This is a genomic window from Tateyamaria sp. LSS28, assembly GCF_059611725.1.
The window spans coordinates 228,280-251,239 of sequence record NZ_JCAPFI010000002.1; the positions used below are offsets into that span (position 1 = coordinate 228,280).

The following is a 22,960-nucleotide window of genomic DNA, read 5'->3' on the forward strand; positions in this document are numbered from 1 at the left end:
GTCACTTCATCGCGTGGCGCAGTCTTTCCAACGCCAATCTAATCCTAGATTTGATCGTGCCCAGGGGCAGACCGGTTTGAGCGGCGATTTCACTGTGGGACAGGTCCCCAAAATACGCCTTTTGTATCAGTTCCCGCTGGGCTTCCGGCAATTCTGCGATTGCCTGACCCAACTGTTCACTTTCCTGCTGCATGGCCATCACATCGGCCTGATCAGGTTCTTCTTCGGGGCCCCATGCCAGGTCTTCGGGCTCGGGGCGGCGCTGCTTGCGCAGCACGTCAATCTTTCGATTCCGCGCGATGGTGAATATCCAGGTCGCCACCGAGGCCCGCGCGGGGTCAAACATGTACGCTTTGTGCCAGCAGGTCGCCATGACCTCTTGCGCGCATTCTTCTGCGAGCGACGCATCCGCGCCTGACTTCATCAGGAACCCTTTGACCCGTGGGGCAAAGTGGGCGAACAGCGCGGCAAAGGCCGCCTGATCCCTGTCGTCACGAATCCGGACCATGTGGCTAACCCACTGCATCCGTTTTCCATCGCTCTCTTGCATGAGTGCCGGTCCTGTTACCGCCCTCGGAAAGACCCCGACGGCGGACTGCGCATCTATTTCAGACGTGTCTAAACCCGCAAACATATTCCGTCTACGCGACACAAGGCGTCTCGGATCAAAAATAAATGTCTGGTTTTTGTACATCCGTTTGCGTCATCCCTCCGTAAACAGATCAAACCTTGGGACGTACGGGACAAAAACCACTTATGCCATTTGAACACGCCATGACCGCACCGAAACGCATCGCCGTCATCGGGGGCGGGATTTCCGGAATGGGTGCAGCGCATACGCTGGCGTCCGACAACATCGTGACCCTGTTCGAGGCCGAACCGCGTCTGGGCGGCCATGCCCGTACAATCATGGCTGGCAAGCGGGGCGATCAACCGGTCGATACCGGTTTCCTGGTATTCAACTATGCGAACTATCCAAACATGGCGCGGTTGTTTGATGAACTGGACGTGCCGGTCGTCAAATCCAATATGAGCTTTGGCGCATCCATCGACGGCGGGCGGCTGGAATATGGCTTGGCCAGCCTGGGCGCCGTGTTCGCGCAACGCCGCAACGCACTGAACCCCAAATTTCTTGGCATGTTCCGTGACATCATGCGCTTTAACAAGAATGCCTTGCGCGTCGCGAACGAGGATCGCACACGCACCATTGCCCAGTTCCTTGATGTCATGGGAACGGGGGACTGGTTCCGGGACTATTACCTGTTACCGCTCAGCGGCGCGATCTGGTCCACGCCGGTCGAAAAGATCATGGATTTCCCGGCGCATGCCATGATCCAGTTCTTTGAGAACCATGCCCTGCTGCATCACTCGGGCCAGCACCAATGGTACACCGTTGACGGTGGATCGGTTGAATATGTGCGTCGCATCGAAGCTGCAATGCTGGGCAACGGTGTCGACATCCGGCTTGGGGTGCCTGTCCAATCCGTCCGCCGCACGGCGGGTGGCGCACAGGTCAAGGCCTGGGGTGGCGAGTGGGAGATGTTCGACGACGTGGTCTTTGCCACACATTCCGATGACAGCTTGTCGCTGCTGGCCGATCCAACGGTTGAGGAACAGGCCGCTTTGGGAGCGGTGAAGTACCAACCCAATGACGTTGTGTTGCACTGTGATGCGGCCATTATGCCGCAGCATTCTCAGGTCTGGTCCAGCTGGGTGTATACAGAGGACAAGAACGTCCATTCGGATCGCATCGACCTGACGTATTGGATCAACTCGCTGCAACCGATCCCGATGGACGACATGCATTTCGTCACACTGAATACAAAGCGTACGATCCGCGAAGAGTTGATCTATGACCAGACCGTGTTGCGCCACCCGGTCTATGATCTGGCCGCACTTGCCGCGCAGGATCAGGTGCGTGCAATGAACGGGGCCAACAACACGTGGTATTGCGGTGCCTGGATGCGCCACGGGTTCCACGAGGACGGGCTGACGGCAGGGCTTGATGTGGCCCGCGCCCTGCTGCGCGCACCGCAGATGCAGGTGGCTGCGGAATGACGGCCACGGTCGATCATATCGCAGGCGTGACCTTTCACGGGCGCAAGGGAGGCATCGAAAACGCCTTCCGCTACAGCGTGGACTACATGCTGCTGGATGCCGAGGCGGACTTGCGTGTCCCGCGCTTGTTCGGGCGCAATCGGCGTGGGCTAATGGCGCTTGATGACAAGGATCATGGCGGTGCGCCGAAGGCTGGTCGAGGTGCGCCGTGGGTGCGCGAGGTGTTGCAGTCCCACCAGATCACCGGGGTCACCAAGATCGAACTCCTGGCCCAGCCCAAGGTGCTTGGCCACGTGTTCAACCCGGTCAGTTTCTGGCTGTGTCGCCGCGCGGATGATCAGATGATCGCGGTCATTGCCGAGGTAACAAACACTTTCGGCGACCGGCACAGTTACCTCGTGAACCATGCCGATCTGCGCCCCATCGCGCCCGAGGATCGGCTGCGGGCCACTAAGATTTTTCATGTGTCACCCTTCCAACCCATCGAAGGTGGTTACGAGTTTCGTTTTGATATTCGGGACGACCGGATTGGGGTCTGGATCGACTATTCCCGAGACGGTGAGGGCGGGCTGATTGCCACACTCACGGGACGTCGATGTGCCCTCACCAACCGTGCCATTTTGCGCGCCGCCCTGCGCCGCCCGTTTGGATCACGCCGTGTGCTGGCCCTGATTCACTGGCAGGCGATAAAGCTGTGGTGGAAACGAGCGACGTATCGCGCCCGCCCCGTGCCGCCGTCCGAGGAGGTGTCGCGGTGAGCAACGCGCAGCCCCAACGACTTCCGGCTTACGCGGTCTTTGCCGCGTTGCTGAGTGCGGCCGGGCTGCCAATCTATATCCATGCGCCGAAATTCTATGTCGACGAATACGGGGTATCGCTGGCGGCGCTGGGCGCCGTTTTGTTCGGATTGCGCCTGCTCGACGTTGTGCAAGACCCGCTTTTCGGACGGCTGTCCGAAGCGCTGCGGTCCCGGCGCGGTGTGGCCGTGCTGATCGGGTGCACCGTCATGGCACTGTCCATGTTGGGCCTTTTTGCAGTGCCACCGCTGCTGCCCCCTCTGATCTGGTTTGCGCTGATGTTGACCGGTGTGTTTTCGGCCTTCAGTTTCCTAACCATCAACTTCTATGCCCAGGGTGTGGTCAAGGCGGACCGTTTGCCCGGGCAAGGGCACTTGATGCTGGCGCGCTGGCGCGAAACCGGTGCGTTGCTGGGCGTTTGCGTGGCGGCCATTACTCCGGTCATGCTTAGCGGATTCATGGGCGCGCCGTTTGCCGGGTTTGCTGTTGGATTTGCCGTGTTGGCTCTTGCTGCCATCATGATGATGCGCGGCGAATGGGTGAGTGATGGCTTGCCCCCTTCGGTCGGGTTCAAGGCGGTGCTGGGCGATGCGCTGGCGCGCAAGCTGCTGTTGATTGCCTTGGTCAACGCAGCGCCCGTTGCGGTCAGTTCCACGCTTTTTCTGTTCTTCGTTGAAAGCCGTTTGGACGCACCGGGGTTCGAGGGGCCGTTGTTGCTGTTGTTCTTTCTGTGTGCCGCTATCGCCGCACCCATCTGGGGCCGCTTGGCCGAGCGCTACGGCCCAAAGCCGGTTTTGCTGAGCGCGATGGTGCTGGCCATCCTCGCCTTCGGATGGGCCGTCACGCTGGGGTCTGGCGACTGGATGGCTTTTGCGGTCATTTGCGCCTTGTCTGGCGCAACGTTGGGCGCGGATCTGACAGTTCTGCCCGCGGTCTTTGCCAGCCGCATGGCCCGCATCAGCCCCTCGGCTGCCGAAGGGTTTGGCCTCTGGTCCTTTGTTTCGAAATTCACCCTGGCCTTTGCCGCCGTCACCCTGTTGCCCGCACTTGAGCGGGCAGGGTTCGACAGTGCGGCGGCCACTCACCCGCCCGAAGCTCTGATGCTTCTCACGCTGCTTTATGCGGCTGTGCCTTGTGGCCTCAAGGTCGTGGCGATCGCGCTGCTCGCCACGACCGATCTGAAGGAGACCTGACATGGACGCTTTGATTTTTGCACTTTTGGGCGCCGTGGTCGTGACGATGTGCGGCTGGACACGATCACGCTATGCTGACTTTCTCGCCCAAAGCCCGGATGACTATGCCACAGGAAACGGGCTGCAATTCGATGTTCGGACGCATCTCAACGGCCCCATCATTTGCGAGGGCGTGATCTTTGGTCCCACGGGCCGCGTATCGTCACGGTTTATCGGCGAATTCGACTGCAAGTGGGAGGGCAACACAGGTGTCATGGACGAAGTGTTCACCTATGATGACGGGTCGACGCAAACCCGCGCCTGGCGGCTGACCATTGGCAATGACGGCAATATCGTAGCACGCGCAGACGACGTCGTTGGTGATGGCACCGGGCAGCAGACCGGCAGCTCTGTCCAGCTTAAGTACAAGTTCCGCCTGCCCGAAGAATCCGGGGGCCATGTACTGGATACCGTTGATTGGATGTACCTCGCGCCCAATGGGACCATTGTGAACCGGTCGCAGTTCCGAAAGTACGGGATCAAGGTGGCTGAGCTGGTGGCAACCATGCGCCCTGCCAATCAAGAGATGAAAGAAGCAGCATGAACGACATGTCCCTCAGCGGCAAACGATATTGGCTGGTGGGTGCGGGCGACGGTCTGGGCCGTGCGCTAGCCCACTGTCTGAGCCGCGCAGGGGTTGAAGTGGTCGTGTCGTCACGTGGCGCGGACAAACTGAAAGAGCTGGTGGAGGAGCTGCCCGGCAAGGCGTCATACCAGACAGTCGACATTGCCGACGATGACAGTGTCAAGGCGGCGGCAGAGGCTGTGGGAGAGATCGACGGGCTGGTGCTGTTGGCGGGTGTCTATTGGCCCTTCTCGGCAAGGGAGTGGAATGCTGAACAAGCGGTTGCTATGGCAGACGTCAACTTTACCGGCTTCATGAGGGTGCTGGGTCAGGTCGTGCCAGACTTCGTGAAAAAGGACGCCGGACACATTGTCATTACTTCATCTTTGACGGGTTTTCGTGGGTTGCCGGGATCGATTGGCTATACCGCGTCCAAAGCGGCCACGATGTCGCTGGCTGAATGCATGTATGCTGATCTGCGCCGCACGGGCGTGCGGGTGCAGGTGGCCAATCCCGGCTTTATCAAGACGCAGCTGACCGACAAGAACGATTTCAACATGCCATTCATCATGGAGCCGGAAGCGGCCGCGCGCGAAATGTTCGAGCTTATGCTGACGGACAATTTCAAGAAGAGCTTTCCGACCCTCTTTTCATTGCTTTTCCGGGGCTCGCAGTTTTTGCCTGACTGGCTGTACTACCGGATATTTTCCTAATTCTCAGACGTGTTCAGGGATGTTCGTTGGCATCGCCGCGTAAGTCTCAGGTCTTGCGGGTGAACATGTGAACCTCGGCGAACCTGTCTTAACACCCGGGTTTATGCTAGGGTGCGCGCATGCTCTTCCCTGCTTTGGCCAGTCGTCATTTCTGAAGGAAGAGCCTGGCAAAGTCAGTACGCTTGCCGAATACCCATTTGATACGGATCAAGGCGGCAGGTTTGCGAACCGAGCAGGATGAGCTCAGGAGGTTTGAACCATGAATCTTGAGATTGAACGCGCCATCATTGCACAAGTGGTCCTGATGGGCCGTGATGTGGAACGTGCGGAAGGTGAACTGCGGGGGTTGATTGATCGTCTGGACACAGACGAACAAGCCGAACTCGTGGCAGTCATGTGGGTTGGGCGCGGCGCGTTTGAGCCGGGTGATTGGGCAGAGGCCGTTGCCACGGCAGAGGCTGAGGCGACCACCCCCTGTGTTGACTACCTGCTTGGCACGCCGCATTTCCCCGACCATCTGGAGGCCGGGATGGAAGCGCTGGGCCTGCCGCTGGGCGAGGATGAAGAGTCACTGTTGGGCAGGTAGACGTTGATGTCAGACACGACGCGATAAGCGGATTGTCCAACTACATGCGAGCTGCCCTGAAGTGCCGCCGTCACTTCAGCGACCGACTGCCGCGTCAAAGGTCGCCTTGGCCCGGCCCCAAACACCCGAGTCGTGGTTGGTGAGTGTCAGAAGGCTCGGCAATAGTTGATCGGCATAGTCCTCGCTGCTTTCCACCGGCAGCATCGACGGCAGGTTGTCGATGGCGGTCACATCAAGCGGTGGCGCGTCATGAACGCGCAGCGCGGGCGAGTTCCACGTGGTCGTCCGGTCATAGACCTTGATCGGAGAGAAGTCGCTGTCTGGATCGCAGGCGATGTCCCCAATTACGCTAAGCTTGCGCGCGGCGTGCGGTGTCCCCGCGGGGACAAAAACGGGTGTGCCGGGGCGCGCCAGAATGCAATTGAAGAAGATGTCATGTGCCATGACTTCGGGAAAAGGGCCGCCATGGGCGGTTTCGGCCATATCCCACCGGGTCGTTGGCACGCCCATATTTGTACACAAGTCTGCCGCGCCGGCACCGACACGACCAAAGGCACCAATAATCAGGGCGGTGGGGCGGTTTGTGCCGGTTGAAACAAGGTCTGATTGCAGATCCGCCAGCATGTGGTTTGAGCTTGGATAGGACGTGACCGGCCCCGCGATCTGACCTTTCTGCTGTGCAACCCAACATTTGAGTGCGACGGCAGCGCCCGCATAACCTGCCCAGTATCCAAAGGCCGCGACGCGCCTTCCGTCCTCGTCCACGAGGTATTCAAGGTCATAAAGCGTGCCGCCCCCTGCCTTGAACCGTTGCAGCAGGACCTGTCCAGCCGGCTGTCCCTTGTAGGCGTGACCGAACATGATGTGCTTGTGCGGCAGGGTCGTTCCGTCGTCGGGCAGTTCCTTGAGACCAAAGATGATCGCACCGTCAGGTGCGGTAGGCCATGTATTCTCGGCCGCGATAGTGGCCCCGGCATTGGCGTATCGGTCGGTGGGTATGCAGCGGGTTTGGCTGTCTTCGACCGTAACCGTGATCCCGGCAGCGATCAGTTTGGCTGCTCCCTCGGGCGTCAGGCCGACGCGGTCTTCGTTTTCTCGTTGCTCGGCCCGAACCCAAAGATGCGTCATCGCATCATGCCCTTGGCGCGCACGGCTTTGACGCTGTCCCGCGCGTCCATCGCTTCCATGAAGGCGCGGATTTTTGGGAAAGGGGCAAGGTCAACGCCGTCGCCCGGCAGCCATGAGCACACCATGAACAGGTAAGCGTCTGCGATGGTGAATTGATCCCCCAAGACGAACGGACCGGTCAGGCATTCGTCCTCAACGAACTGGGCGGAGGCGGTCATCGTTTCGGTGACCTTGGCGGTCATGTCCTGCCAACTGCTTTCCTGATCGGCCCAGCGATGGCCGCGCATCTTGTGGGCGTGGTTCACATGCATGGTTGAGGCAAGGTAGTACATCACACTGCGCGCCTTGGCTGCGTCGATGGCATCGGCGGGCAAAATGGCGGGAGCTTGGGCCGCGATGTAGTCGAGAAGCGCGCCGGTTTCGGTGAGTATCGTACCATCCACATCAAGGGCCGGAACCCGCCCCTTGGGGTTGACCTTGGCATAGTCGGGCGACTGTTGGTCACCCGCGGCAAAGTTGAGCTGATGCGTGTCGTAGTCAAGCCCCGCCTCTTCCAGTGCGATGGCGACGGCAATCGAGATGGTGCCGGTTGCGTAGTAGAGTTTCATGGGCTGATCCTCGGAGCTGTAGCGTTAGACATGCGTTTGCGCATGATGACGGTCGGGGTGTTCAAGGTGCGGCACGGCGTTGAACATCACCGGCGACCATGTGCCGCCGATGGGGTGCAGCCGGTGCATTGACGTGTTCATGATCGCGAGGGCCACGTTGGCCATGGCCGACACCTCAAGCCCCAGATGCAACCGCATTGTCATGGCAATCAGCCCGCCCGAAGTCACGACAAGCGCGGGGCCTTCACCCTCGCCAATCTCGGTCAGGGCGTCCTTGATCCGCGTCTCAAACTCGGAGAACCGCTCGGGCACATTTTCGAGCTTGTCGTTCTGCCAGTGAGTGAGAACCTTGGGGAAGTGGTGCACGAATTCAGAAGGTGCTGCCGGGACGGGAATGCCGTGTTCGGTTTCCAATGCCTGCGCCATTGTGAAGTATTCCAGCTCGTTCAGCCGCGCGTCTTCGGTGGCCCTCATCCCTGTTTCCATGCCGTTCGCGGTTTCGCGATGACGCCGTAGTGTGCCGGTGTACAGGCGTGTGTGATTTTGATGTGTGGCCCGCATATGGTCACCCAGCCATGCCGCTTGTTGATGGCCGAGATCGGAAAGCTGGTCGTAGCTGGCTTCATCCTTGGCATGGGTGTTGGCTTGGCCGTGGCGGATCAGGGTAATGTGGGACATGGGCGCCTGTGGTTGGTGTTTCGTTTGTTCTAGGTCACGGCGGTGATGCTGGGAAGTGCGGGAGCCTCCGGCGGAAGTTTATTTTGCAAGATGAAGATTGGATCAGGCGCGTTTAAGACGCCCCACGAATGCGGGCAGCAGGATTGTCAGAAAGAGCAGGCGGGAGACATGCGCGGCAGCGACGAAGCCAGGATTTGCCCCCAGCACGACGCCCATGGCGATCATCGTTTCCAACCCGCCGGGGGCGAAAGCGATCAGCACGTGGGTCGGGTTGAAGCCGAGCGCATAGGCCACTGGCACCGCGGCGGCCAGAGCCATGAGGACCGTCAGCGTTGTGATTGTGAGCCCGGCCAGCAGCGACGTTGCCAGTGCTCTTCGCGTGATCCCGTCGAACCGGGCTCCGATCAGTGTGCCCACGGTCATAAGTCCCAGGTAGCTAAGCCATGGCGCCATGACGCCCGGTGTCACCTCGACCGCGTGGCCGAGGCTCGAGGCGATCATGCCGCCAATCAGCAGGGGCGCGGGCAGTCCGATCTTGTCCAGAATGAAGCCAAAGGCAAGGCCCGCGGCCAGCAGTACGACAAGGTGCAGCCAAGCCATCGGTGGACCCGGCGGCAACACCTGCCCGGTCATTTCAAAGCCGAAGGCAAGCGCTATGGCAGGTACTGTCAGTGTGAGGGCAAGCAGACGGACCGATTGAATCACAACAATGCGCGTGGTGTCGAGGTTCAACCCGGCCGACAGCCCGACGACAAAACTCAGGTGCCCCGGTGCGGAGGCCAGATACGCGCTGCGACGGTCCAACCCGAACCCGTGTTGCAACAGTCGTCCGCACAGCCAGAGCGTCGCCCACAGCATCACCCCAAGTGCGGCAAAGGCCAACGGCCAGCGCAGCATGGCATCTGTTGCATTGCTGTCCACGCCACTGCCGATGCTCACGCCCACCAGCAAGAAGACGAGGTTGCGCACCGTGTCGTCGATACCCGTGCGCAGCCCCGCGAGCGCGGCGAGGCTGACGACGAGCGCGGGTCCTGTTAAGACCGCGATAGGTGCGTTCAGAAGCTCGGCGAATGCAGCCCCGACGCCTCCGACGACCAGAGTTTGAACCGTAACGCGCAAGCTGTCGGGGGAAGGTCTGGAAAGCATGCGCAATCGCTACCCGTGTTGCCGGGGATGGGCAATGGTTGCGGATCGGAAACCTGCGTGGCGCAAAACCGGGGCTTGGTGTCGGGAATGGGAGTCCTACGCGCGTGACTTGCACGCTACATAATATCAGACGGTAGGGAGACGTGCGCGATGACGGACAAGGTGACATTCACGCTGGATGGGCAAGAAGTGCAGGCTGAGGCGGGCATGACCATTTGGGAGGTCGCCAATGGGCGTGGTCTGGTGATCCCGCATCTGTGCCACAAACCTGCGCCCGGCTATCGCCCAGATGGGAACTGTCGGGCGTGCATGGTGGAGATCGAGGGCGAGCGTGTTCTTGCTGCCTCGTGCATCCGGGAACCGGCGGACGGGATGGTTGTCACGACCAATTCCGCGCGGGCCGAGAACGCGCGGAAGATGGTGGTCGAGATGCTGGTGGCAGATCAGCCCGAGCGGGACGTGGCGCACGACAAGTCCGCGCATCTTTGGGACATGGCCGAGATGAATGGTGTGTCCGAGAGTCGCTTTCCCAAGCTGGAAGAGGGGCGGATTCCGCTGCTTGACGACAGCCACGTGGCGATGTCCGTGAATTTGGATGCCTGCATTCAATGCGGCCTCTGTGTCCGTGCCTGCCGCGAGGTGCAGGTTAATGATGTGATCGGCATGGCGGGGCGCGGCCACGATGCTTATCCGACCTTCGACTTTGCCGACCCGATGGGCGAGAGCACATGTGTCGCCTGTGGCGAGTGTGTACAGGCCTGTCCGACGGGGGCGCTGATGCCCTCGACCGTCGTGGACGATGCGCAGGTTGGAGACAGCGCCGATTATGATGATGAGGTCGAAAGCATTTGCCCGTTCTGTGGCGTGGGATGTCAGATCTCGCTGAAAGTGAAGGACGGTAAGGTCAAATATGTCGAGGGCATCAATGGTCCCGCGAATGAGGGTCGGCTGTGTGTGAAGGGCCGCTTTGGTTTTGACTACATCCACCACGATCATCGTCTGACCAAACCGCTGATCCGCCGCGAGGATGCACCCGCGAAGGGGTTGAACGTCGACCCGGGCAACTGGTCGACCCATTTTCGCGAAGCGTCTTGGGAAGAAGCGCTGGATTTCGCCGCAAATGGCTTGAAGGGTCGTGGGCGTGAAGTGGCTGGTTTTGGATCGGCCAAGTGCACGAATGAAGAGGCATACCTGTTCCAGAAGATGATCCGGCAGGGCTTTGGTCACAACAACGTGGACCACTGCACGCGGTTGTGCCACGCGTCGTCCGTGGCCGCGCTGATGGAGAATGTGGGGTCGGGCGCAGTGACCGCGACCTTCAACGAGATCGAGAATGCGGATGTGGCGATTGCCATCGGCTGTAACCCGATTGAGAACCACCCAGTCGCGGCCACCTATTTCAAGCAGTTCACCAAGCGGGGCGGCAAGCTGATCGTCATGGACCCGCGTGGGCAGGCGTTGAAGCGCTTTGCCAGTCACATGCTGCAGTTCCGGCCCGGCGCGGATGTGTCGATGCTGAACGCGATCATGCATGTGATCGTCGAAGAGGGTCTGTATGACCAGCAGTACATCGACGCCTACACCGAGAACTGGGAGGCGGAGAAGGAGCACCTGGCTGGCTTCCCCCCCGAGAAGATGGCGGAGATTTGTGGGATCGAGGCGGATGTGCTGCGCGATGTGGCGCGGACCTTTGCCGGCGCCAAGTCAGCTATGATCTTCTGGGGCATGGGCGTGTCGCAGCACATTCACGGGACGGACAACTCGCGCTGTTTGATTTCGCTGGCTTTGATGACCGGTCAGGTCGGACGCCCGGGCGCTGGTCTGCACCCGCTGCGCGGTCAGAACAATGTGCAGGGCGCCTCGGACGCGGGCCTGATCCCGATGTTCCTGCCGGATTATCAGACCGTGACGGATGATGGCGTGCGCTCGGCCTTTACGGACGTGTGGGGCTCTGGCGACTTCTCGAATGAGAAGGGTCTGACAGTAACCGAGATCATGGATGCGGTTCATGCAGACGAGATCAAGGCGATGTATATTCTGGGTGAGAACCCGGCAATGTCCGACCCGGATGTGGAGCATGCACGGGATGCACTGGCGAAGCTCGACCATCTGGTGGTGCAGGACATCTTTATCACTGAGACGGCGAATTATGCCGATGTGATCCTGCCAGCGTCGGCCTTTGCCGAGAAGACGGGGACGGTGACCAACACCAACCGTCAGGTCCAGATGGGACGGCCTGCCGTACCACCACCGGGTGACGCCAAAGAAGATTGGTGGATTGAGGTAGAGCTGGCAAAGCGGTTGGGCCTTGGCTGGAGCTATGAAAGCCCGGCGGATGTGTTTGCCGAGATGAAGCTGAACATGGCGAGCCTGAACAACATCACATGGGAGCGGCTGGAGGGGCAGAATGCGGTGACATATCCGTCTTTGTCACCCGAAGATCCGGGTCAGGCGATTGTCTTTGGCGACGGTTTCCCCCGTCCCGACGGGCGTGCGCGGTTCACACCCGCTGCAGTCATTCCGCCCGATGACGTGCCGGATGCCGACTATCCGATGATCCTAACAACGGGTCGGCAGTTGGAGCACTGGCACACCGGGTCAATGACGCGCCGGGCATCTGTATTGGACGCGGTCGAGCCTGAGGCCAACTGTTCGTTGCACCCGTCCACTCTGCGCAAGCTGGGTGTGTCTGCGGGTGGCATGGTGCGTTTGACCACCAAGCGCGGGTCGATCGAGATCATGGCGCGTGAGGATCGGGCCGTGGCGCCGGATATGGTGTTCCTGCCTTTTGCCTTTGTAGAGGCTGCGGCAAATATCCTGACAAACCCTGCTGTCGATCCCTATGGCAAGATTCCGGAATTCAAGTTCTCGGCCGTTCGGGTTGAGGCGGTAACCGGGGCCGTCGCGGCGGAGTGATCCGAATGTGCGCCTGACGGCGCGCATGATTCCATCTTGTGAATGAGGGGTTTCACCCCTCAAACTCCCCAAAGTTTGTTTGGCAAGATGAAGGATGCGGGATGGTTGATACGGCGCGCTTTTTGACGGACTTGCATGCTTTGTGCCAGTTCGGTGCTTCGGGCGTTGGCAAGGGGGTGGTACGCCCCGCGTATTCCAAGGCTGACATGGCAGCGCGCGATTGGTTGGCATCGCGGCTGGCTGACGCCGGGTTGACGCCGCGCTTTGATGCGATGGGGAACCTGTTTGGATTGGCCGAAGGGCCGTCATTGCTGCTTGGGTCGCATTCCGACAGTCAGCCACAGGGCGGGTGGTTGGACGGTGCCTTGGGAGTGGTTGCGGCGCTGGAAGTGGCACGGGCAAGCGTCGAAGTTGGCGGGCCTGCCATTTCGGTTGTCTCTTTTCAGGATGAAGAAGGTCGGTATGGCGTCACGACCGGATCCAATGTGTGGTCGGGTGGGCTGTCCTTGGCCGAGGCGGATGCGTTGCTGGATCATGACGATGTTCCGCTTGGGCAGGCGCGGGAGGTGGTTGGGGATCGCGCAGGCGCGCCTGTCGATCCGGCGCAGTTCACCGGCTTCGTTGAATTGCATATCGAGCAGGGCGCGACGCTGGACACCGCGAGCGAGCAGATAGGTGTCGTGACCGATATCGTCGGCATTCGAGATCGGGTGATCACGTTGACCGGGCAACAGAACCATGCGGGTACCACGGCAATGGCGCTACGGCGGGATGCGTTTCAGGGGCTGGTTGCCTTTTCCAGTCGGCTGAACGAGCGGTTGCGAAATGTGGTCACGCCGCAATCCGTTTGGACTATTGGGCATGTGGCGGTCAGCCCCAATGCGTCGTCCATCGTGCCGGGCCAGGTGCGCTTTTCCATGCAATGGCGGGATGCGGATGTAACCCGGTTGGCGCGGATGGAGGCGGTGATCGAGGAAACGCTGGCCGAGGTCGCAACGGAATTGGGCCTTGGTGTCGAGAAAGGACCGCTGCTGGGATTGGAGCCCGTGGCGATGGATGTTGATCTGCGCGCGAAGCTTGAAGCAGGTGCCGAGATGGTCGTACCGGGAAAATGGCGGCGGATGCCTTCAGGGGCTCTGCATGACGCGACAAATGTGGCCCGGTGTATGCCGGTTGCGATGCTGTTCGTGCCTTCGATCGGCGGCATCAGCCATGCGTTCGAGGAAGATACGGATGAGGCCGATCTTGTGGTGGGCCTGAAGGTGTTGGCCCATGCCGCCGGGCTCTAGGCGGCGCGGGCGTATCCGCGTTTGATGGCCCGTTGCCTGTAGCGGTCGGCGGCATTTGATGCGGCCCGCAGATCGCTGTGGCAGGTCACGCGCTGGCAGGGCTTGCCACCGATCAATCCCCATTCGAGGACAACGGACGCTTCGGCAAACAGGTTCAGTGTGATCTCAACCCGGTAGAACCGGCTGTGACTGGAACGGTAGAGGAGTGCTTCAATCATGTTTCGATTCTGCCACGGGTTGAATCGTCATGTCCACTGCACATCGCCCAAAAAGATGTAACCGGCGCCATAGATCGTTTTGATCAAGCGTGGGTTTTTGGGATCTTCGCGCAGTTTTGTGCGCAAACGGCTGATGCGTACATCCATCGCGCGATCAAAGCTGTCACCGGCACCACCGCCCAGGCTTTCCTGCATTTGCGCCCGGCTGATCAAGCGTTTTGGCGCATCCAGAAACAGGCGTAACACTTCGCCTTCGGCATGAGAGAACGGCGTTTCCTGACCTGATTCATCGGTCAATGTATAGCTGTCGAAAGAGGCCTCCCATCCATTGAAACGGGCGATCTGCCCAGTTTGGGTTGCTGCCTTGGGCGTGCGCAGCCGCACCCGGATGCGGGCGACAACCTCGGCTGGATCGAAGGGTTTGATGATGTAGTCATCAGCGCCCAATTCCAGCCCGGTCACCCGGTCCTGCACCTGCGCACGGCCCGAGATAATGATGACCGCAGCCCCTTGTTCGAGGGCGAGTTTGTGGACGAGGGTCAACCCATCGGTGTCCGGCAGACCCAGATCGACAAGGCAGACATCGGGTTTGTGAGTCTTGAGCGCGGCTTCAAACGCCGCGGCGCGGGAAAAGGACAAGGTGCGAAACCCTGCTTCTTCCAAAGCGTCGGCAAGGATTGTGCGGATCGCCGGTTCATCGTCAAGGATGGTGACAAGTGGTTTGGTCATGCCGCATCCGCCTGAAGGAGCGCAGCAAGGTCAGATGCCTCAAACGGCTTGCGCAGAACCGGGGCAGCAAGCGCTGCAGTTTGATACATTGTGTCACCCGGCGGAAGTGAGGTCATCAGAATTACGGGCAGGCTGCCGTGCAATTGGTTTGCGAGGTCAATGCCGGTACGGCTACCGGACCCAAGGTTAATGTCGGACAGCACAAGGCCAATGTCGGGCAGGTCCGCCGTGAGGGCGATGGCTTCGTCCACACCTGCAGCTTCGATCACGGCATGGCCCATGCCCATCAACAGATCGCGGTAGTGTTGGCGCAAATCCGGGTCATCCTCGACCAGCAGGACGAGCGCGCCTGCCAGCTGTGGGGCGGGGCGGAGGGGTAGGCGCAGACGCACTTGTGCGCCAATCTCCCCGTTGCCCAGTTTCAGATCACCGCCGGCACGCTTGGTCATGTCGTAAACCATAGGCAAACCCATACCCGATCCCTCGGAACCTTTCGTGGTAAAGAACGGGTCGAAGCCGTGTTCCAACGCGTCATTGGAAAAGCCGGGGCCGGTGTCGGTGACAATGAATTCCAGCCATGTGTCGTGGACAGGGCGCGCCGTCAGGGTGATGTCCCCCTTGGTGCCGCAGGCGTCGCGGGCGTTCAGGATGAGGTTCAACAAGCTGTCCTTGACCAGACCTGGGTCCAGCATATGGGGACCCGTGACAGTGGTGAAGGTGCTGAGTGTGAGACCTGGCGGCAGGGTCGATTGCGCCATGGTGGTCAAATCGCCCAGCAGCGTTTCGATATCAGTCGCGGCGGGGCGCATGGCACGGCCTGCAGTCATGTCGGCGATTGAGTTGAGCAGTTCGCCGCCGCGGCGGGTGGCGGAGAGGGTGCCGTCGATCAGGTCCTGTGCGCCTGCTGGCAAGCTGCCCATACGGGAAAGTTTGGATTGCAAGCCGAGGATGATGGTAAGCAGGTTGGAAAAGTCATGTGCCATCCCGGAAGTCATCTGTGCAGCGAGTGTGCGGCGGCGGTTCTGCTGCAGAGCGACGCGGGCTTGTGTTTCTTCGGTAATGTCCATCGACAGGATATAGACGCCGCCGGAGGCTTCCGGCGTGAACGCCACACGGATGCGTCTGGCACTTGCCTCGTCCGTGAATTCAAAAACGGATGCCTCGCCCTTGTAGGCGCGGGTCAGGTTCGATGCGATGCGCCCGTAGGCGAAGGTACCAAGTGCATCCGAGATGTGTTGCCCGACAATGTCAGATGGGCGGCTGGGAATGACCGTACTAAGCCGTCTGTTAGAGTAGGTATAGTGACCGCTGGCATCCACAAGCGCGATGTGGGCTGGCATCATCTCGGTTGTTAGGCGCGTGCGGGCCTCGGTTTCGGTCAACTGACGTTTGGCTTCTTCAAGCGCGGAAACGGTCGCGGCCAATTGGCGGTTCGTGGCACTCAACGCTTCGGTGTGTTGCAGAACCTGATCGGACAGTTCCGTCGCGCGGGCGCGTAGCAGGCCCTCTTGCGCCTTGATATGCGAAATGTCGGTGTAAACGGTGACCCACCCGCCCTGTGGCAGGGGGGACCCTTCGACGCTGATGGTGCGTCCATTGGCGCGGGTGCGCTCCATGTAATGCGGTTCAAAGGCAAGCGCCTGATCCACACGTTCCTGCACAAAGCTGTCCAGATCGTCGATCGGGCCGTATTCACCGCGCTTGGCCAGATGCGTGATCGTTTCGCGAAAGGTTGAGCCGGGGGTGACGAGTGCGTCGGGCAAATCAAACATCTGCTGGAACGGTGCATTGCAGACCGCAAGCCGCAAATCCTGATCATAGATCGTCAGCGCCTGCGCGATCAGGTTCAGGCCCGAGGCCGTCAGCGATGCCGTATGATCTTGTGCCATGCCACATGGCTAGCACTGGTTTCTGGGCCTGCACAACGGGGCGCGGTCCGCTTGTTACAATTCGTAAGGTTTGGGAAAACATCAGGAAAAAGTTGACGCGCAGCGTGTGGGCGACATCCTTAGACGTAGAAAGAATCGTCTGAGCGATCATGCGTGGCTCTCGGTAGAAGAGGTGCGCTGGGGAGGAACATACGTGGTCAAGTCGTCTGAGGGCGCGAACGGGCTGAAATCCGTACCTGCGCTGCTACACCGGAACGCCAAGGAATTTGGATCGGCTCCCGCCTATCGCGAAAAAGAATTCGGGATATGGCAAAGCTGGACGTGGGGCCAGACGCTCGACGAGGTCGAAGCGCTGGCACTTGGTTTGATCGACCTAGGCGTGCAGCCCGGTGATCATATCGCCGTCATCGGCCGCAATCGTCCCTACCTCTACTGGTCCATGATGTCAGCGCAGATGGCGGGCGCAATCCCAGTGCCGCTGTACCAAGATGCTGCGGCCGAAGAGATGGCCTATACCCTCGACCACTCCGGCGCACGTTTTGTCATCGCAGGCGATCAGGAGCAGGTCGACAAGGTGATCGAGGTACAGGGCCAACTGCCGGAATTTGAGCAGATGGTTTACCTCGATCCGCGAGGTTTGCGGAAATACGATCATTCCAAGCTGCATCAGTATAGCCATGTGCAGGACGCAGGCCGGGCCAAGAGGGATGAACTGGCGCCGGAGATGGCCAAGCGCATTGCCGCGCTGGATTACGACAGCACCTGCGTGATGCTGTATACGTCCGGAACGACTGGCAAACCCAAGGGCGTCGTGTTGTCGAACCGAAATGTCATTGAGACATCGAAATCATCATCTGAGTTTGACGGGTTGCGGCAGTCGGACGACATTCTGGCCTATCTACCGATGGCATGGGTCGGGGACTTCATCTTTTCCGTGGGGCAGGCGCTGTGGTCGGGGTTCTGCACGAATTGCCCTGAGAGTGCTGACACGATGCATGTGGACCTGCGCGAAATCGGGCCGACCTACTATTTCGCCCCGCCGCGTGTGTTCGAGACGCAACTGACCAACGTGATGATCCGCATGGAGGATGCGGGCAGCTTCAAGCAGAAGATGTTCCACTACTTCATGGCGCATGCGCGCAAGGTTGGGCCCGCCATTCTGGACGGTAAGTCCGTCGGGTTCATGGACCGCCTGAAATACAGTCTGGGCGAGCTGATGGTCTATGGGCCGCTCAAGAACACGCTTGGCTTCAGCCGTGTGCGGGTTGGCTATACAGCCGGTGAGGCCATTGGCCCGGAAATCTTTGATTTCTATCGCTCTTTGGGCATTAACCTAAAGCAGCTCTATGGTCAGACAGAAGCGACAGTGTTCATCACTGCGCAGCCCGATGGCGAGGTGCGCAGCGACACGGTGGGCGTGAAATGCCCCGGGGTCGAGTTGAAGATCGAGCCCAATGGCGAAGTGTTCTACCGCTCGCCAGGCGTGTTCGTGGAGTATTACAAAAACGCCGAAAGCACGGCGGACACCAAGGATTCCGAGGGTTGGGTGGCCACTGGCGATGCTGGGTTCATCGAGGAAGACACCGGCCATCTGCGCATCATCGACCGGGCCAAGGATGTGGGACAGATGGCGTCAGGTGCGCTATTCGCGCCCAAATATGTTGAGAACAAGCTGAAGTTTTTCCCGAACATTCTTGAGGCCGTCGTGTTTGGGAACGGGCGCAATGAATGCACGGCTTTCATCAACATCGACCTGACCGCCGTGGGCAACTGGGCGGAGCGTAACAACATTGCCTATGCGTCTTATCAGGAACTTGCGGGGCATCCGCAGGTTCTGGCCACGATCACCGAACACGTCGAAGACGTGAACCAGTCCGTGTCTGAGGACGAGATGCTGTCAGGCTGCCAGGTGCATCGTTTTGTCGTCCTGCACAAAGAGCTGGATGCCGATGACGGTGAGTTGACCCGCACGCGCAAGGTGCGCCGACGGATCATTGAAGAGAAGTACGAGGACATCATTGCAGCGCTCTATGATGGCTCGTCCGAGGTGTCGACGGTGACCGAGGTGACCTATGAGGACGGGCGCAAGGGATCGATTTCGGCAACGCTTGAGGTGCGCGCGGCGGTGACATCCGCGGTTGCGCAAAAGATGGCGGCGGAGTGAAGATGCTGGTTCGACGCTCGGCTGCGCCATCGCCCCGCCCACCATCCCGTCTGGCGCATCATGTCATGCTGTGGGCTTGTGAGGCAGACCGGCCCTCCGGGGGGGATTTTTTTGAAACAGGGAATGAGCATCCCGTTGCAAACGCCTTAGGGCGGTGTTTGAGACCTGAGTGGGCGGAACCCTTGAGCTTAGTCTTTAAATTAGTCTTTAAACACGTGCCGGACTGCGCAGGAAAGTCGGTTGTCGCCAGTGAAATGTCCGATGTTCCGGCGCATGGTTTTTCTCGTTTCTGCCGCACTCAGCCCCTTTCGGCGGCAATCGAATGCGAGTTTCAGCAGGTAGCGGCGTTCAAGTGCATCAAACATTGGGAACCCTCCGAAATGTGTCCTGAGCTTGCGCATAGATTGGTTAATATGCCCCCAATACGGCGGGCGATGGAGGTGACGCATGCTTGATCAGACCGAAGGCTACACCACCGCCGATGGCCGCAAGATCGGTGGCGTGGTCATGGAGATGAAGAACATCACCCTGCGTTTTGGCGGAGTTGAGGCAATCAAGGATATCTCCTTCGATATCCGCGAAGGCGAAATTCGGGCCATCATCGGCCCAAACGGCGCAGGCAAGTCGTCGATGCTGAATGTCATCTCGGGCTTCTATATCCCGCAACAGGGTCAGGTTTTCTACAAGGGTGCGCCGCGGCCCCAGATGAAACCTTTTGAAGTGGCGCGTCAGGGGATTGCGCGCACATTCCAGAACATCGCGCTGTTCGAGGGGATGACCGTTCTGGACAACGTCATGACCGGGCGATTGACCCATATGAAAACGGGTCTTTGGGGGCAGGCGATCTGGAAAGGCAAGGCCGAGGCTGAAGAGACAGCCAACCGTGAAGTCGCTGAGAGGATTATCGATTTCCTTGAAATTCAGGCCATCCGCAAGACGCCGGTGGCGCGCCTGCCCTATGGCCTAAAGAAGCGCGTGGAACTGGCCCGGGCGTTGGCGGCTGAGCCGTCACTCTTGCTGCTGGATGAGCCCATGGCGGGCATGAACGTGGAAGAGAAAGAGGACATGAGCCGCTTCATCCTTGACGTGAATGACGAGTTTGGCACCACCATTGCTCTGATTGAGCACGATATGGGTGTGGTAATGGACCTGTCCGACCGGGTGGTCGTGATGGATTATGGCAAAAAGATCGGCGACGGCACGCCAGACGATGTGCGCAACAACCAGGATGTGATCGACGCCTATCTTGGGGTGTCACATGATTAAGGCGCTGGCGCTTGTCGGAACATTCGTGTCCGGGCCCCTCTGGGCCGGATCGGCATGGGATGTGTTCGAAGCGCGGTGTCTTGATCCCTATGAACATTTGACAGAACCAGTTGTTGATGGCCTTGCCGTGCAGCCCGTGGACGGCATGCACGAAAGCCTGCGTGCATATGGCCCGACCGCCGATGGTTATCTTTTGGTGCTGGATGCCGCGCCCACCGTCGGTGAACGCACCTGTTCTGTGTACAAGCTCGGCAACACGGATTTCGAACCTGCTTTCGTGTCTTGGGCGGAGGCCAACAAGATCAGCGGGCGCTATCTGCCAGAGCCCGGGCGCTATGTCAGTAACCAATGGATCGAACCCCAGTTGCACCTGATGGCCGAGATTCGGCCCGAGGGCCTGCACTATCAAGTGGTGGAGACAGACCTTGAGAGTTAGGTTGCTGGCCATATGCGCTGCCCTTTGGGCCGGTCCTGCGCTGGCGGGGGAACCAGCGATCTGTGATCCGGCTCAGCCTGAGATGGCAGGCCTGTGCAACGTGATCGAAACGCGTTGCATGCCCTATCTTGAGGACCCGGCCAGTCTGTCACCGCGTGATATCATGCCGATCCCGCGCACCTTCCGCCGGTACTTTGAAAGTACACTGAATTCCTATGCGTTGGGCTATCAGGAAACGGACCTGCCCAACACGCTTGTGGTGTTCATGTATGACGAACCCGCCTGCGAGATCATCAGCCATGGGTTCAGTTATTCCGATCTGCTGATGGCGTTCAACGAATGGCGGGGCGGGGCCGGTGCGCGGTTCGTGTCGACAACCGCCTTTGAACCCGTAAGCCGAGTGACCATGGATCGTGCTTTTGCCGCGGCATTTCTTGCCGCCCCGCGCCGCGATGGGCGCGTGACCGAGATCACCCTGAACTGGAACCTGACATTTGAAGGGCTGACCCGTCTGCGGGTGAGTTACCAGCCGCTTCGGGATCATACGGCGGACCTGATGGGGGTTGCACTGAAATGAGGGCGATTGCACTTGTTACGGCCCTGTTTGCCGCACCCCACATGACCGTGGCGCAGGATCAGGCAGCGTTTGATGCGGGTCTCGGAGAATGCGCCCGTTACATCACCGCGAAACCGATTGTCCCTTGGAGTTTTCAGACGGTGCCAGCCGCGCTGGACGAGGATGAGGGCGGCACAAGCGCAACGGTGCTTTATCCGCAGGGATCGGGCGGGAATTTCGATTTTGCCGTTGGGTTCGCGTATTCAAAGGGCAACTCGACCACGCCCGGCAGCTGGACATGCAGTGGGGCAGGGCCACAGGCGCCTCAATGGCCGCAGTTCAACGTCACTGGCTGGATCGGTGCAGATGCGCGCTTGCGTTCGAATGGCCTGGTCGAACTGAAGTTCCCGCCACCGCAGCGCGCCTATGCCAATTGCACGGCTGAGGCACCGGATGTGTATTTCTTGTTCAATGCAGGTGATGGGGATCGGGTAGTGTTTGCCGCAACGACTGGACCGGCTGCCGCTGCGTTTTGTACCTCTATGGGATGGAAAGGGTAAATCGTGTCTGACCAACTGATCTATGCCAGCGAGGTGTTCCTCAACGGTCTGATGGCCGGGGTGCTCTATGCCCTTGTGGCGCTTGGGTTCGTGCTGATCTTCAAGGCGTCTGGTATCTTTAATTTTGCCCAAGGGGTCATGGCGCTGTTTGCCGCGATGACCTTGGTGGGTATCCAGAACGGGCAGGTGCCATTCGCGCACCTGATCAACGCGATCTTCGGGACCAAGATTCACCACTTCGGATGGCATGTGCATTCGGTTGTCGCCATTCTGCTGACGGTTGTGGTGATGATCTTGCTGGCCTGGATGGTGCAGCGCTTCATCTTCAAGCATCTGGTGGGGCAGGAACCGATCATCCTGTTCATGGCGACCATCGGTCTTGCCTATCTGCTTGAAGGCGTTGCCGACCTCATGTGGGGGTCCGAGATCAAGAAGCTGGATGTGTGTCTGGCCGAGGGGACGTGCCTGCCTCAGGGCATCAACCTCGCCATCGATGAGGCGACATTCAACCTGTTCGGCTACGGCTTCTTTATCGACAATCTGGACATCACGGCGACGATCATCGCGATCCTGCTTGTGACGGCGTTGGTGATCTTTTCACAATACACCAAACAGGGGCGCGCGATGCGGGCTGTGGCCGATGACCACCAGGCAGCGTTGTCGGTTGGTGTTTCGCTCAACTACATCTGGATTCTCGTGTGGTCCGTCGCGGGTTTTGTCGCGCTGGTTGCGGGCATCATGTGGGGTGCGAAATCGGGTGTGCAGTTTTCACTGTCGCTGATCGCATTGAAGGCCCTGCCGGTGTTGATGCTGGGCGGGTTCACATCCATCCCCGGCGCCATCGTCGGCGGTCTGATCATCGGCGTGGGCGAGAAGCTGTTCGAGTTCTTCATGTCCTCGGGCGATCTGGCGGGCGCACTGTTTGGCTTCACCATGAACGCAACCGAGAACTGGTTTGCTTACGTGCTTGCCCTGATCTTCCTCGTGTTCCGCCCACAGGGCTTGTTTGGGGAGAAGATCATTGAGCGTGTGTGAAGCAACCCGCGGCTACCCATCCAACTGCCGGTACAATGTCACCGTCACCGCGGCCAGCACCGTAATGGACAATGTCATCGCCAGCATGAGGTCGCCGGTCAGCAGCAATGTCGAGCCTGCACATAGTGTCAGCACGAAGATGCACAGCAGCAGCGTTGGCCCAAGTCGTGGCGCGGGAGGGCGGCGTCGTGCGGCCCCTGCGCTTGTATGGACGGCAACCTCATCTGCGTCCGGTACGGACTCGAAAAGCTTTGCCTTGGCCGCCGCCAGATCGACGGCATTAATTTCACCCCGCGCATGCGCGGCATCCAGACGACGGATGTCGTCAAGTATCGCGGTCATAGATCCCACTCCATTTTCCCACGCTCAGAATGCCATGGGACCGGGGGCG

Annotated in this window: 24 protein-coding genes; 14 read left to right on the forward strand and 10 right to left on the reverse strand. The window is 59.7% G+C overall.

Annotated features, from left to right (window positions below):
• Position 1: 1 nt before the first annotated feature.
• Positions 2–550, reverse strand: coding sequence for a sigma-70 family RNA polymerase sigma factor (locus AC53L6_RS05765; protein ID WP_496907129.1), 549 nt, complete (start codon positions 548–550; stop codon positions 2–4).
• Between the two features lie 206 nt (positions 551–756).
• Here AC53L6_RS05765 and AC53L6_RS05770 point away from each other — a divergent pair, with 206 nt between their 5' ends.
• The 6 genes from AC53L6_RS05770 to AC53L6_RS05795 all read left to right on the forward strand — a co-directional run bounded on the left by AC53L6_RS05770 (position 757) and on the right by AC53L6_RS05795 (position 5,951).
• Positions 757–2,058 (forward strand): NAD(P)/FAD-dependent oxidoreductase, encoded by a 1,302-nt coding sequence (locus tag AC53L6_RS05770; RefSeq protein WP_496907130.1) that lies wholly within the window; start codon positions 757–759, stop codon positions 2,056–2,058.
• Positions 2,055–2,816, forward strand: a complete 762-nt coding sequence (locus AC53L6_RS05775; RefSeq protein ID WP_299749277.1) for a DUF1365 domain-containing protein — start codon at positions 2,055–2,057, stop codon at positions 2,814–2,816. The genes AC53L6_RS05770 and AC53L6_RS05775 overlap by 4 nt, the downstream gene beginning before the upstream one ends.
• Positions 2,813–4,048 (forward strand): MFS transporter, encoded by a 1,236-nt coding sequence (locus AC53L6_RS05780; protein WP_496907131.1) that lies wholly within the window; start codon positions 2,813–2,815, stop codon positions 4,046–4,048. The genes AC53L6_RS05775 and AC53L6_RS05780 overlap by 4 nt, the downstream gene beginning before the upstream one ends.
• Position 4,049: 1 nt before the next feature.
• Positions 4,050–4,631: a DUF3833 family protein gene (locus AC53L6_RS05785; RefSeq protein ID WP_496907132.1), complete on the forward strand. Its 582-nt coding sequence runs from the start codon at positions 4,050–4,052 to the stop codon at positions 4,629–4,631.
• Positions 4,628–5,365 carry an SDR family NAD(P)-dependent oxidoreductase gene (locus AC53L6_RS05790; protein WP_496907133.1) on the forward strand — a complete coding sequence of 246 codons (738 nt, stop codon included), beginning with the start codon at positions 4,628–4,630 and terminating at the stop codon, positions 5,363–5,365. The genes AC53L6_RS05785 and AC53L6_RS05790 overlap by 4 nt, the downstream gene beginning before the upstream one ends.
• A gap of 259 nt (positions 5,366–5,624) precedes the next feature.
• Positions 5,625–5,951 carry a DUF3775 domain-containing protein gene (locus tag AC53L6_RS05795; RefSeq protein ID WP_299203860.1) on the forward strand — a complete coding sequence of 109 codons (327 nt, stop codon included), beginning with the start codon at positions 5,625–5,627 and terminating at the stop codon, positions 5,949–5,951.
• A 75-nt stretch (positions 5,952–6,026) separates the two neighbouring features.
• Here the strand turns inward: AC53L6_RS05795 and AC53L6_RS05800 are convergent, their stop codons facing one another.
• The 4 genes from AC53L6_RS05800 to AC53L6_RS05815 form a co-directional block, all read right to left on the reverse strand.
• Positions 6,027–7,079, reverse strand: a complete 1,053-nt coding sequence (locus AC53L6_RS05800) for a saccharopine dehydrogenase (protein WP_496907134.1) — start codon at positions 7,077–7,079, stop codon at positions 6,027–6,029.
• Positions 7,076–7,687, reverse strand: coding sequence for a glutathione S-transferase family protein (locus AC53L6_RS05805; protein ID WP_496907135.1), 612 nt, complete (start codon positions 7,685–7,687; stop codon positions 7,076–7,078). Before AC53L6_RS05805 ends, AC53L6_RS05800 begins: the two co-directional genes overlap by 4 nt.
• A gap of 24 nt (positions 7,688–7,711) precedes the next feature.
• Positions 7,712–8,365, reverse strand: a complete 654-nt coding sequence (locus AC53L6_RS05810; protein WP_299601635.1) for a histidine phosphatase family protein — start codon at positions 8,363–8,365, stop codon at positions 7,712–7,714.
• A 102-nt stretch (positions 8,366–8,467) separates the two neighbouring features.
• The gene (locus AC53L6_RS05815) at positions 8,468–9,511 is read right to left on the reverse strand and encodes an AbrB family transcriptional regulator (RefSeq protein ID WP_496907136.1); all 1,044 of its coding nucleotides are present in this window, start codon (positions 9,509–9,511) and stop codon (positions 8,468–8,470) included.
• Positions 9,512–9,661: 150 nt separating this feature from the next.
• Here AC53L6_RS05815 and fdhF point away from each other — a divergent pair, with 150 nt between their 5' ends.
• Together fdhF and AC53L6_RS05825 are read left to right on the forward strand one after the other, a co-directional pair.
• The gene (fdhF, locus tag AC53L6_RS05820) at positions 9,662–12,427 is read left to right on the forward strand and encodes a formate dehydrogenase subunit alpha (protein ID WP_496907137.1); all 2,766 of its coding nucleotides are present in this window, start codon (positions 9,662–9,664) and stop codon (positions 12,425–12,427) included.
• 101 nt (positions 12,428–12,528) lie between these two features.
• On the forward strand, positions 12,529–13,716 hold the full coding sequence (locus tag AC53L6_RS05825) for a hydantoinase/carbamoylase family amidase (RefSeq protein ID WP_496907138.1): 1,188 nt from the start codon (positions 12,529–12,531) through the stop codon (positions 13,714–13,716).
• Here AC53L6_RS05825 and AC53L6_RS05830 read toward each other — a convergent pair.
• Genes AC53L6_RS05830 through AC53L6_RS05840 form a run of 3 tightly spaced genes read right to left on the reverse strand, consistent with a single transcriptional unit; the run spans position 13,713 to position 16,552 of the window.
• Positions 13,713–13,934, reverse strand: coding sequence for a WGR domain-containing protein (locus tag AC53L6_RS05830; RefSeq protein WP_496907139.1), 222 nt, complete (start codon positions 13,932–13,934; stop codon positions 13,713–13,715). The two genes, AC53L6_RS05825 and AC53L6_RS05830, sit on opposite strands and share 4 nt — an antisense overlap.
• 27 nt (positions 13,935–13,961) lie before the next feature.
• The gene (locus AC53L6_RS05835; RefSeq protein ID WP_496907140.1) at positions 13,962–14,663 is read right to left on the reverse strand and encodes a response regulator transcription factor; all 702 of its coding nucleotides are present in this window, start codon (positions 14,661–14,663) and stop codon (positions 13,962–13,964) included.
• Positions 14,660–16,552, reverse strand: coding sequence for a PAS-domain containing protein (locus AC53L6_RS05840; protein ID WP_496907141.1), 1,893 nt, complete (start codon positions 16,550–16,552; stop codon positions 14,660–14,662). Before AC53L6_RS05840 ends, AC53L6_RS05835 begins: the two co-directional genes overlap by 4 nt.
• Positions 16,553–16,745: 193 nt before the next feature.
• On the opposite strand from AC53L6_RS05840, the gene AC53L6_RS05845 reads away from it, so the two are divergent.
• Positions 16,746–18,716: an AMP-binding protein gene (locus tag AC53L6_RS05845; RefSeq protein ID WP_496907142.1), complete on the forward strand. Its 1,971-nt coding sequence runs from the start codon at positions 16,746–16,748 to the stop codon at positions 18,714–18,716.
• Between the two features lie 200 nt (positions 18,717–18,916).
• Here AC53L6_RS05845 and AC53L6_RS05850 read toward each other — a convergent pair whose 3' ends face one another.
• Positions 18,917–19,081, reverse strand: coding sequence for a hypothetical protein (locus tag AC53L6_RS05850; protein ID WP_299203827.1), 165 nt, complete (start codon positions 19,079–19,081; stop codon positions 18,917–18,919).
• An 82-nt stretch (positions 19,082–19,163) separates the two neighbouring features.
• On the opposite strand from AC53L6_RS05850, the gene AC53L6_RS05855 reads away from it, so the two are divergent.
• The 5 genes from AC53L6_RS05855 to AC53L6_RS05875 all read left to right on the forward strand — a co-directional run bounded on the left by AC53L6_RS05855 (position 19,164) and on the right by AC53L6_RS05875 (position 22,569).
• On the forward strand, positions 19,164–19,982 hold the full coding sequence (locus tag AC53L6_RS05855; protein WP_496907143.1) for an ABC transporter ATP-binding protein: 819 nt from the start codon (positions 19,164–19,166) through the stop codon (positions 19,980–19,982).
• Complete coding sequence (locus tag AC53L6_RS05860; RefSeq protein ID WP_496907144.1) at positions 19,975–20,418, forward strand: hypothetical protein; 444 nt, start codon at positions 19,975–19,977, stop codon at positions 20,416–20,418. Before AC53L6_RS05855 ends, AC53L6_RS05860 begins: the two co-directional genes overlap by 8 nt.
• Positions 20,419–20,536: 118 nt before the next feature.
• Positions 20,537–20,995: a hypothetical protein gene (locus AC53L6_RS05865; protein ID WP_496907145.1), complete on the forward strand. Its 459-nt coding sequence runs from the start codon at positions 20,537–20,539 to the stop codon at positions 20,993–20,995.
• The gene (locus AC53L6_RS05870; RefSeq protein WP_496907146.1) at positions 20,992–21,534 is read left to right on the forward strand and encodes a hypothetical protein; all 543 of its coding nucleotides are present in this window, start codon (positions 20,992–20,994) and stop codon (positions 21,532–21,534) included. Before AC53L6_RS05865 ends, AC53L6_RS05870 begins: the two co-directional genes overlap by 4 nt.
• A 3-nt stretch (positions 21,535–21,537) precedes the next feature.
• Positions 21,538–22,569, forward strand: a complete 1,032-nt coding sequence (locus AC53L6_RS05875; RefSeq protein ID WP_299203812.1) for a branched-chain amino acid ABC transporter permease — start codon at positions 21,538–21,540, stop codon at positions 22,567–22,569.
• 12 nt (positions 22,570–22,581) lie between these two features.
• Here the strand turns inward: AC53L6_RS05875 and AC53L6_RS05880 are convergent, their stop codons facing one another.
• Positions 22,582–22,911 (reverse strand): SHOCT domain-containing protein, encoded by a 330-nt coding sequence (locus AC53L6_RS05880; protein WP_299203806.1) that lies wholly within the window; start codon positions 22,909–22,911, stop codon positions 22,582–22,584.
• Between the last annotated feature and the right edge of the window lie 49 nt (positions 22,912–22,960).

What these genes read in the sequence shown, in the direction of transcription:
- AC53L6_RS05860 (WP_496907144.1), top strand. Translation starts at nt 19,975, where the DNA reads ATGATTAAGGCGCTGGCGCTTGTCGGAACATTCGTGTCCGGGCCCCTC.
- fdhF (WP_496907137.1), top strand. Translation starts at nt 9,662, where the DNA reads ATGACGGACAAGGTGACATTCACGCTGGATGGGCAAGAAGTGCAGGCT.
- AC53L6_RS05810 (WP_299601635.1), bottom strand. Translation starts at nt 8,365, where the DNA reads ATGTCCCACATTACCCTGATCCGCCACGGCCAAGCCAACACCCATGCC.
- AC53L6_RS05850 (WP_299203827.1), bottom strand. Translation starts at nt 19,081, where the DNA reads ATGTTTGATGCACTTGAACGCCGCTACCTGCTGAAACTCGCATTCGAT.
- AC53L6_RS05830 (WP_496907139.1), bottom strand. Translation starts at nt 13,934, where the DNA reads ATGATTGAAGCACTCCTCTACCGTTCCAGTCACAGCCGGTTCTACCGG.
- AC53L6_RS05855 (WP_496907143.1), top strand. Translation starts at nt 19,164, where the DNA reads ATGCTTGATCAGACCGAAGGCTACACCACCGCCGATGGCCGCAAGATC.
- AC53L6_RS05835 (WP_496907140.1), bottom strand. Translation starts at nt 14,663, where the DNA reads ATGACCAAACCACTTGTCACCATCCTTGACGATGAACCGGCGATCCGC.
- AC53L6_RS05775 (WP_299749277.1), top strand. Translation starts at nt 2,055, where the DNA reads ATGACGGCCACGGTCGATCATATCGCAGGCGTGACCTTTCACGGGCGC.
- AC53L6_RS05785 (WP_496907132.1), top strand. Translation starts at nt 4,050, where the DNA reads ATGGACGCTTTGATTTTTGCACTTTTGGGCGCCGTGGTCGTGACGATG.
- AC53L6_RS05800 (WP_496907134.1), bottom strand. Translation starts at nt 7,079, where the DNA reads ATGACGCATCTTTGGGTTCGGGCCGAGCAACGAGAAAACGAAGACCGC.
- AC53L6_RS05805 (WP_496907135.1), bottom strand. Translation starts at nt 7,687, where the DNA reads ATGAAACTCTACTACGCAACCGGCACCATCTCGATTGCCGTCGCCATC.
- AC53L6_RS05790 (WP_496907133.1), top strand. Translation starts at nt 4,628, where the DNA reads ATGAACGACATGTCCCTCAGCGGCAAACGATATTGGCTGGTGGGTGCG.
- AC53L6_RS05865 (WP_496907145.1), top strand. Translation starts at nt 20,537, where the DNA reads ATGCCCTATCTTGAGGACCCGGCCAGTCTGTCACCGCGTGATATCATG.
- AC53L6_RS05815 (WP_496907136.1), bottom strand. Translation starts at nt 9,511, where the DNA reads ATGCTTTCCAGACCTTCCCCCGACAGCTTGCGCGTTACGGTTCAAACT.
- AC53L6_RS05840 (WP_496907141.1), bottom strand. Translation starts at nt 16,552, where the DNA reads ATGGCACAAGATCATACGGCATCGCTGACGGCCTCGGGCCTGAACCTG.
- AC53L6_RS05880 (WP_299203806.1), bottom strand. Translation starts at nt 22,911, where the DNA reads ATGACCGCGATACTTGACGACATCCGTCGTCTGGATGCCGCGCATGCG.
- AC53L6_RS05870 (WP_496907146.1), top strand. Translation starts at nt 20,992, where the DNA reads ATGAGGGCGATTGCACTTGTTACGGCCCTGTTTGCCGCACCCCACATG.
- AC53L6_RS05770 (WP_496907130.1), top strand. Translation starts at nt 757, where the DNA reads ATGCCATTTGAACACGCCATGACCGCACCGAAACGCATCGCCGTCATC.
- AC53L6_RS05795 (WP_299203860.1), top strand. Translation starts at nt 5,625, where the DNA reads ATGAATCTTGAGATTGAACGCGCCATCATTGCACAAGTGGTCCTGATG.
- AC53L6_RS05825 (WP_496907138.1), top strand. Translation starts at nt 12,529, where the DNA reads ATGGTTGATACGGCGCGCTTTTTGACGGACTTGCATGCTTTGTGCCAG.
- AC53L6_RS05765 (WP_496907129.1), bottom strand. Translation starts at nt 550, where the DNA reads ATGCAAGAGAGCGATGGAAAACGGATGCAGTGGGTTAGCCACATGGTC.